Genomic DNA, 6,952 nt, shown 5'->3' with positions numbered 1-6,952 from the left:
TTCAACTACAACGTTAAGCCTACTTACACGCTAGACTTCGGTACAGCGACTGAGCTTGACCACTGTAAAGAAGAAGTTACTTCTCACCAGATCGGTGTAAACGGCGCAGTACTTAAAGTACCTTACGCTGTAAGCGCAGAAGGTAACTTCGTACGTGTAACTAACGAGCACGACGAAGCAGCAGAAGTAACTGTTGACCTGTTCAGCGAATCAGACAACGGTAACCTAAACAACCGTAAAGTAACTGCTGTTCAGCTAGGTACTGTACCTGCTAAATCTTCAGTAGTTTACTTCGTACCTGAGCTAGTATCAGAAGCAGAAGCGCAGCAAGGCTACACTTCAGCTGACGGCGGCTTCGGCGCGGGTGACCTAGGTTCTAACGCTGGTGCAAGCAACAACCGTCACACTCTAACGTTCACTGTAACTGCACCACGCGACAGCGTACACGGTGTATCTGTACAGCGCATCGTTGGCGGTGTTGACCGTGTAATGCCAGTACTTGACCAAAACGAGTGGAGCCAGTAATTTAATTACTCGCTTTAACGTTTAAAAAAACCCTCGCTTAGGCGGGGGTTTTTTATTTTTTAAGAAGGAAGTAGCTATGAAACGACTTGTGTCATTATTACTTGGGGCGGCGGTGCTCAGTGGTTGTCAGTCGAGCCAAAATGACGAAATACAAGCCTTGAAACAAGAAATCAACGAGCTTAAAAACGTACAACGCGAAGTGGCCGTGCGCGTTGGCTTGGCTGAGCTTGTGCGCCCCGATGTACTGCCGTTGTCCAAAGATGGCCAGTGGCTGGGCAATAAAGAAGCCGATATTGTTATTTTAGAGTACACCGATTTACATTGCCCATTTTGTAAAAAGTTTCAACAAGATGTGTTTCCTGGGTTAAAAACAGCGTTTATTGACAGCGGTGAGGTGGCGTTTTTAGCCCGTGAGTTACCGCTATCCAAAGTTCACCCTAAAGCCCCTTATGCAGCCGTGTTACTGCGCTGTGCAGCACAACAAGACCAGTATGAGCCGGTGCGCGAAAAACTATTCGAATTAGGCGCAAATATTGTGCCTGATGATATCGATACCATTATTAGTGAATTTGAGTTAGACAAAGAGGCTTACAATAGTTGTCGTGCTGATAAGAGTGTTCATCAAAAAGTGAGTGACTCTATTTTAGAGGCGAAAACACTGGGCCTAGAATCAACACCTTCATTTATTGTTGGTCGCCGTGACGGCAACACCCTCACTGACTATAAAATTATTGTTGGTGCAGGCAGTGTTGAGCAATTTAGCGCAGCCATTAAGGCTCTGCGTTAATGTCATAGTTTGATAATGCCCCCTATTGTGGTAGATTCAGCAGGGTGCTTCGGCACCCTGTCTTATTTTTGTAAGTAAACCGTTGAGAATTCCTATGAAAACAGTTCATCGTTCACGAGGCTTTACGCTCGTAGAGCTTCTTATTGTAATGGTTATTTTAGGTCTGCTAGCGTCAATTATTGCCCCGCGTATGTTCAGCAAAGTGGATTCCGCTCGTGAAGGTACCGCAAAGGCGCAGATGCAAGTGATGGCCACCGCGTTAGACTCGTACCGTTTAGATATTGGTTATTACCCGAAAACGCTGGACGACCTAGTTAATAGCTCACATAAAATGTGGGATGGCCCTTACTTTCCCAAAGCGATCCCGGCAGACCCTTGGGGTAATGAGTACAGCTACGAAGTAACAAGTGAAAATGGCCGTGAGTCTTTTACTTTAAAAAGCCTTGGACGAGATGGAAAACCTGGCGGTGAAGGCGAAGATGCAGACGTGGAACTCTAAAGTAGAAGAGTACATCAGGCACAGTGAACTGCTTGATATTGCCCGCTTAGAGCAGGCGCTAGATTATCAACAAGACTCAAGCCAGCACTTGGAGACTATCTTATTAAATTCTGGCTGGATTGACGATGAGCAACTCAGTACGCTTTATTGCAGTGTGCTGCAATGCCCACTGTTTCAAGGTTCGGTCAGTGTGGCTGAGTCGGAACTGAGTGCTTATCGCAAATTAAATGTGGAATTTTTGCTAGAGCAGGGCTTTGCCCCGGTTGCTTTAGAAGGCCAACAGCTCGTTGTGGCCTTATCTAACCCACATAGCCAGGAAGCCCGAGATTACCTGCGCCTAAGTGATTATCAGGTTCGCTTTGAAGTTGTCAGCTATAAAGAATTTGAACTACTCGCTGAGCAATGCCGTGCGCTTTTACATGATCAAAGTGAAATTAGTGTCGCAGGTGACAATGTCGCTGCGTTAAAAGAGCTGGCCTTGGGCGCGCCCACCGTCAACTTGGTTAATAGCTTGATTAATAAAGGCGTAAAACTAGGTGCATCGGATTTACATATCGAACCCATTAACGGGCGTTACCGTGCACGATATCGTATTGACGGGCTGTTAAAAGAAGCAGACCCTATCCCCGCTAATTTACAGCTAGCCGTTATCTCACGCATTAAAATCCTCTCGGCGATGGATATAGCAGAGAAACGCCGCCCTCAAGATGGCAAAATTGAGATGAAGGCGGGCACCACAGATTTAGACATTCGTTGCTCAACCTTGCCCTTAGGCAGTGGTGAAAGTGTGGTTATGCGTTTTCTTATCAAAAACGCCGTTAAGTTTGACTTAGAGCGTTTGGGTTATGCTGATGATTTAGTAGCGATGATCGACGAGGACCTTAAACGTACCTCGGGTGTGGTATTAATGACTGGCCCAACCGGTTCCGGTAAGACCACGTCTTTGTATTCTTTCTTGAATCAAATTAATAATCCCAAGATAAAAATAATCACCCTTGAAGACCCGATTGAATATCAGCTCCCAGGGATTAACCAAGTTCAGGTTAATGCCGATATCGGCTTTGATTTTTCGGCGGGATTAAGAAGTATTGTTCGTCAAGACCCGGATGTGATCATGGTCGGTGAAATTCGTGATAACGAAACCGCTAAAATCGCATTGCAGTCGGCGCTCACCGGGCACTTAGTATTTAGTACTGTGCACACCAATGATGCGCCCTCGGCGTATACGCGTTTAATGGACTTGGGTATTCAAGAGTATCTTCTTAATGCCGGCTTAGTATCAATTATGGCGCAGCGTTTGGCGAGAACCTTATGCACGCACTGTAAACGACCTATGAGTGAGCAGGAAGCTGATATTCTGTATGAAAAGTACAACCTAACAACGATGACCGACGGACAGCGTGTGCCGCTTTACGAGGCGGTGGGGTGCGAACAATGTGAACATACAGGCTATGCAGGGCGAGTAGCCTTTCTTGAGTATTTACCCTGTGACGCCGAAGTAAAACGCTTAGCTAAAGATGAGAACTTACTTGATAACTTGTATGCCATGATGAGAGAGCGCAAGTTACGTTCGTTGAAAGAAGATGGCTTACTTAAAGCAATTAAAGGGATTACCACGGTAGATGAAGTGATGAGGGTTGCCGGGTGAGTGTATTGTTTAAATACAAGGCATACAGCGCAGATGGGCAGGTAGAGCAAGGTGAAATCAGCGCTGTGAACGAGCAAGCGGCTGTGCAGGAGCTTAAAAAGCAACAAAAGCTGGTGCTAAAAATCTCCGAAGCAAAACAGGCCAGCTCGTCTAAGCGCGTCACCCTAAACGAGTTGGAGCAATCTACTAGCCAACTTTCAACTTTGCTGGCCAATGGCCTAAAAGTGGATAAAGCGCTTAGTGTGCTTGCTCGCTCAAACCGTAGCTCGGCTATCGGGGCGGTGTGGGCTTCGGTATTAAATGATATTAAGCAAGGCTTTGTATTAAGCGATGCCATCGCGCAGCGCCCCCATGTGTTCTCAACACTGTATGCGGAGATGGTCAAAATAGGTGAAAGTACCGGTAATCTACCACGGGTATTTTCACGGTTGAGCCAGAACCTACAGTTCCAAAGTGAACTGCGTAAGAAAGTGATTCAGGCTTCAACATATCCGCTGTTTATCCTCATTGTGTGTGTGGTGGCCATTTGGGCTATTTTTAACTTTGTTGTCCCAAGTATGTCATCGATGTTTGAGGGAACCGGTGATATACCAAGCTACACGCAAACACTGCTAGCGGTTTCTGCTTGGGTGCAACAATACCAATGGCATATGCTCATAGGGCTACTATTAGTTGGTGGCGGTATTAGCTTAGGTATGCAAAAGCCGGCCATTCGTTTACGGCTATTTAAAACCTTAACCTCTTTGCCTTTGCTAAAGCATATAGTTAAACACTCTGACCGGATAAAGTTCTCTACTGCATTACAGTTGACGCTGGAAAGTGGTGTGAGTTTATCCGATAGCTTATCGCTGGCGGCGCATACGGTTAGCCATCCGGTATTGAAAGAGCGACTGCTGGCAGTTGTTAGTAAAGTGAGTGCCGGGGGGGTCTTAAGCGACGAGCTAGAGCGCTTGGAGATGTATGATGATGTTGCCATTTCCCTGATCTCTGTCGGTGAAGAAAGTGGTACTTTAGCTGGCTCTTTTGCAGAAATAGCACGGCGTTCGCGTAGTAACTTTGAGCAGTGGCTAACCAAGTTCACTGCATTACTAGAGCCATTATTGATTCTGATTATGGGTGGTATCGTAGGCTCAGTAGTGATTATTATGCTGCTTAGTATAGTGTCGATGAATGATGTATCGTTCTAGCCCCCGTGGTTTTACTTTAATTGAATTATTGATTGTACTTGCGCTCATCGCCGCAGCGAGCTCGGTGGTGCTGCCTGATATGTGGCGCCAACTGGAACAAGTGCGCTACCACAGTGAGCGCAATCAAGTAACTTCGTTGTTAGCCTTTGCCAAAGAATATGTGGTATACAGTGGCCAGCCGCTGGATGTTGAAGTTAACGAGCACAGTATTGTTGTTTATGTAAGTGAAAGTGATAAGGCGGCTGAACAATCTCCCGATGCGCTCAAGCGTGTTGAATTCAATATATTAGAGCTAAAGCCTACCGCCTTTACATTGAGTACCAACAACTACTTTATTACGCAACAGGTTGAAGTACTGACTCGCTCAGGTTTGGAATATGAAGTACTCGAGCTATAACAAAGCGCAAGGCATGACGTTGATAGAGGTATTGATTGCCTCGCTGATCCTTTTTATTGCTATCAGTGCGATGACCTTTGTAATGCGCTCTAGCTTGTTACATGAGGGCCGCCTAAACCGCGCGGTGGAGTTAGGGTTAGTCGCTGAGCTGCTCAAAGATCAAATCACCTATGAGTATACTCAGCAGCAGCAAACCCAAGGTCAATGGCGGTTCAAAGCGCGTAACTACCAGTGGCAGGTTAGCGAGTTAGAGCACAAGCCTGCGCAAAGGTTTATCTCCTCAGAAGGGCAAAGTGATACGCCAGAAAGTGGCCATATCGTGCTGTATCAGGTGAGGGTGTATATCGAAACACAAGAAACCCCATTGTTGGAGTACCGAGATGTCTATTGGCGCTTTTAAAAAAAGCCGGCTCGGCTTTACCTTAGTTGAAGTGCTGGTTGCGATGGTGATTTTTACCATGGTGATCGCTTTATCGGTAACCAGTTATCGCTTTGTACTTGGTCAAATAGACGACAACCAAAACCGCAGCGATGTCAGTCAGCTCAGCAAGATCAAAATGCTCAATCAGCAGGTGCGCGCACTCGAGCCCTTATTCTTTATTAATAACAAAGGCGAAGGTGTGCCCTTTTTTGTCGGTCAAAAGGATGGCTTCGCTTTTATATCTCCCACGCCTAAGTTACTCGATGAGCATATGGTGATTGCGCAGATTTTAGCAAGCGAACAAGGGTTTATATATTGTGAATTACCTTATGGCTCGCAATCATTACAAAACTATGTGCTGCGTGAGCGCCTTTGTCAGCAGCAGGTAATATTATACCAAGGCGATAATGCAGAGCTTGAGTACTTTGGCTGGCGCGACGCGCTGCAACTTGATAATTATTACTCCGAATACCTTAATGTTTCTGTGCGTCCAGAGCCTGCCTGGAGTTCCCGTTACCTCAGTAGCTCGCGAGGAGTGCTGCCCTTATTTATACGTTTAACATTGACGCCAGATGCAGCGCAAGAGCCAATTACTTGGATGTTGCAACTACCAGAAGTGAATCCATTTCAACGAGGGGTGAGTAATGCGTCTCAAGGATAAACAGTCGCAACGTGGTGCTGCATTGTTATTGGTGCTAATGCTATCGGCAAGCATGGCGGCAGTGATGTTATTTATGTCAGGGAAAGGGCGAAACGATGCGCGTATGGCTAGTTTAGTGCGCAAAAACACCCTGGTCAGTATGGAAATTCAATCGACGCAAGCCGATGTTGTTTTTCGCTTAATGACGAGCCCTTTAGGTGTTCTTGGCCCAGGTAATCGTTATGGTGAAATTGTCGGCGGCACTGACCTAGTTAAGTCTTTTGATGGCAAACCCTATGCTTATAAAGAGCTTGAAGTATCAATACAGGATATGAGCGGCCTTGTTTCTTTAGTGCCTTTTAACGAAAAAGGCTTTAAACAGCTTCTTTATAACCAAGGGCTTGAAAGAGAGGCCGTCGATGAGGTCATGGACAGGCTTGATGATTGGCAAGATAGGGATGGTTTAAGGCGTTTAGCCGGGGCCGAAAATGGTGATTATGACTACCCTTACTTACCTAAGAATGGTCTAATTCAAAGCATGCAAGAGTTGGCTTATATACTCGATGATGAGCAACTATTTTCGCGCTTACAAGGGAAGTTAAGGCTGTATTCAACGGCCACGATTGTTCGACAATTTACCCCAGACTCTTTATACTCCTCCCTTGGTTTTGACCCCGAACAGCGCAATTCAGAAACGGCTGAAGGTGCGAGTATTTATCCCAGTGGTCGATACATTATTGATATTTCCGCGTCTGGCGATACAGCTTTAAAACAGCGCCTCGTGCTTTATCGCGGGCAAGGAACGTTTAAACCCTATTTCACTACTAATGAAGGAATGGTGCGCTAAG

Annotated in this window: 9 protein-coding genes; all 9 read left to right on the top strand. The window is 46.0% G+C overall.

The window, feature by feature from the left end; genetic code table 11:
• Positions 1–525: hypothetical protein (locus tag MHM93_RS05860; protein ID WP_239448348.1), on the top strand; the 525-nt coding region annotated here is incomplete at its 5' end.
• A 76-nt stretch (positions 526–601) separates the two neighbouring features.
• Entirely contained in the window at positions 602–1,312 is a 711-nt protein-coding gene (locus MHM93_RS05855; protein ID WP_239448347.1) for a thioredoxin domain-containing protein, read from the top strand.
• A 94-nt stretch (positions 1,313–1,406) separates the two neighbouring features.
• Positions 1,407–1,811: a type II secretion system major pseudopilin GspG gene (gene gspG, locus MHM93_RS05850; RefSeq protein ID WP_138548587.1), complete on the top strand. Its 405-nt coding sequence runs from the start codon at positions 1,407–1,409 to the stop codon at positions 1,809–1,811.
• Positions 1,792–3,459, top strand: a complete 1,668-nt coding sequence (locus tag MHM93_RS05845) for a type II/IV secretion system protein (RefSeq protein WP_239448346.1) — start codon at positions 1,792–1,794, stop codon at positions 3,457–3,459. The genes gspG and MHM93_RS05845 overlap by 20 nt, the downstream gene beginning before the upstream one ends.
• Positions 3,456–4,646, top strand: coding sequence for a type II secretion system F family protein (locus tag MHM93_RS05840; protein ID WP_235419225.1), 1,191 nt, complete (start codon positions 3,456–3,458; stop codon positions 4,644–4,646). Before MHM93_RS05845 ends, MHM93_RS05840 begins: the two co-directional genes overlap by 4 nt.
• Entirely contained in the window at positions 4,630–5,043 is a 414-nt protein-coding gene (locus MHM93_RS05835) for a prepilin-type N-terminal cleavage/methylation domain-containing protein (RefSeq protein WP_138588572.1), read from the top strand. Before MHM93_RS05840 ends, MHM93_RS05835 begins: the two co-directional genes overlap by 17 nt.
• A complete protein-coding gene (locus MHM93_RS05830; RefSeq protein ID WP_138588571.1) occupies positions 5,024–5,443 on the top strand; it encodes a prepilin-type N-terminal cleavage/methylation domain-containing protein in 420 nt (139 codons plus the stop codon). The genes MHM93_RS05835 and MHM93_RS05830 overlap by 20 nt, the downstream gene beginning before the upstream one ends.
• Positions 5,424–6,125, top strand: a complete 702-nt coding sequence (locus MHM93_RS05825) for a prepilin-type N-terminal cleavage/methylation domain-containing protein (RefSeq protein ID WP_239448345.1) — start codon at positions 5,424–5,426, stop codon at positions 6,123–6,125. The genes MHM93_RS05830 and MHM93_RS05825 overlap by 20 nt, the downstream gene beginning before the upstream one ends.
• A complete protein-coding gene (locus MHM93_RS05820) occupies positions 6,109–6,951 on the top strand; it encodes a type II secretion system protein GspK (RefSeq protein WP_239448344.1) in 843 nt (280 codons plus the stop codon). The genes MHM93_RS05825 and MHM93_RS05820 overlap by 17 nt, the downstream gene beginning before the upstream one ends.
• Position 6,952: the final 1 nt, after the last annotated feature.

Origin of the sequence: Pseudoalteromonas sp. MM17-2 (assembly GCF_022347945.1) — a bacterium.
In the GTDB taxonomy this organism is placed as follows: Bacteria; Pseudomonadota; Gammaproteobacteria; order Enterobacterales; family Alteromonadaceae; genus Pseudoalteromonas; species Pseudoalteromonas ruthenica.
Note: the sequence above shows the minus strand (reverse complement) of the source record. Positions and strands in the feature narration are given on the sequence as shown.

Excerpts from the sequence above, each read along its gene's own strand:
- MHM93_RS05855 (WP_239448347.1), top strand. The coding sequence starts at position 602 with ATGAAACGACTTGTGTCATTATTACTTGGGGCGGCGGTGCTCAGTGGT.
- gspG (WP_138548587.1), top strand. The coding sequence starts at position 1,407 with ATGAAAACAGTTCATCGTTCACGAGGCTTTACGCTCGTAGAGCTTCTT.
- MHM93_RS05845 (WP_239448346.1), top strand. The coding sequence starts at position 1,792 with ATGCAGACGTGGAACTCTAAAGTAGAAGAGTACATCAGGCACAGTGAA.
- MHM93_RS05835 (WP_138588572.1), top strand. The coding sequence starts at position 4,630 with ATGATGTATCGTTCTAGCCCCCGTGGTTTTACTTTAATTGAATTATTG.
- MHM93_RS05830 (WP_138588571.1), top strand. The coding sequence starts at position 5,024 with ATGAAGTACTCGAGCTATAACAAAGCGCAAGGCATGACGTTGATAGAG.
- MHM93_RS05825 (WP_239448345.1), top strand. The coding sequence starts at position 5,424 with ATGTCTATTGGCGCTTTTAAAAAAAGCCGGCTCGGCTTTACCTTAGTT.
- MHM93_RS05820 (WP_239448344.1), top strand. The coding sequence starts at position 6,109 with ATGCGTCTCAAGGATAAACAGTCGCAACGTGGTGCTGCATTGTTATTG.